The following is a 232-nucleotide window of genomic DNA, read 5'->3' on the forward strand; positions in this document are numbered from 1 at the left end:
AGAACCATCTGATTTTTATATCTTTATGCAAAAGATATAAAAATCAGATGGTTCTGGATCTCTTACTGATAATATATGCTTCAAGTTAAAAAAGAATAATGGATATTTATAGTCAAATATAGTAATACCAAATAGGAAAAATGCTAGAAATACTAAATGACCTGCACCACGTTTTTGTTCATTGTCACGTAACGAAAGCTCTACTACATTGATTAACGGTACTTTATAATCA

1 protein-coding gene is annotated in these 232 nt (G+C 28.4%); it reads right to left on the bottom strand.

Features of this window, described 5'->3' with window-relative positions:
* Positions 1 to 15: 15 nt before the first annotated feature.
* A partial coding sequence (locus AACQ14_RS23800; protein ID WP_339366025.1) for a hypothetical protein occupies positions 16 to 232 on the bottom strand: 217 nt, incomplete at its 5' end.

The sequence above is a fragment of the Vallitalea maricola genome, assembly GCF_036985595.1.
Taxonomy (GTDB): Bacteria; Bacillota; Clostridia; order Lachnospirales; family Vallitaleaceae; genus Vallitalea; species Vallitalea maricola.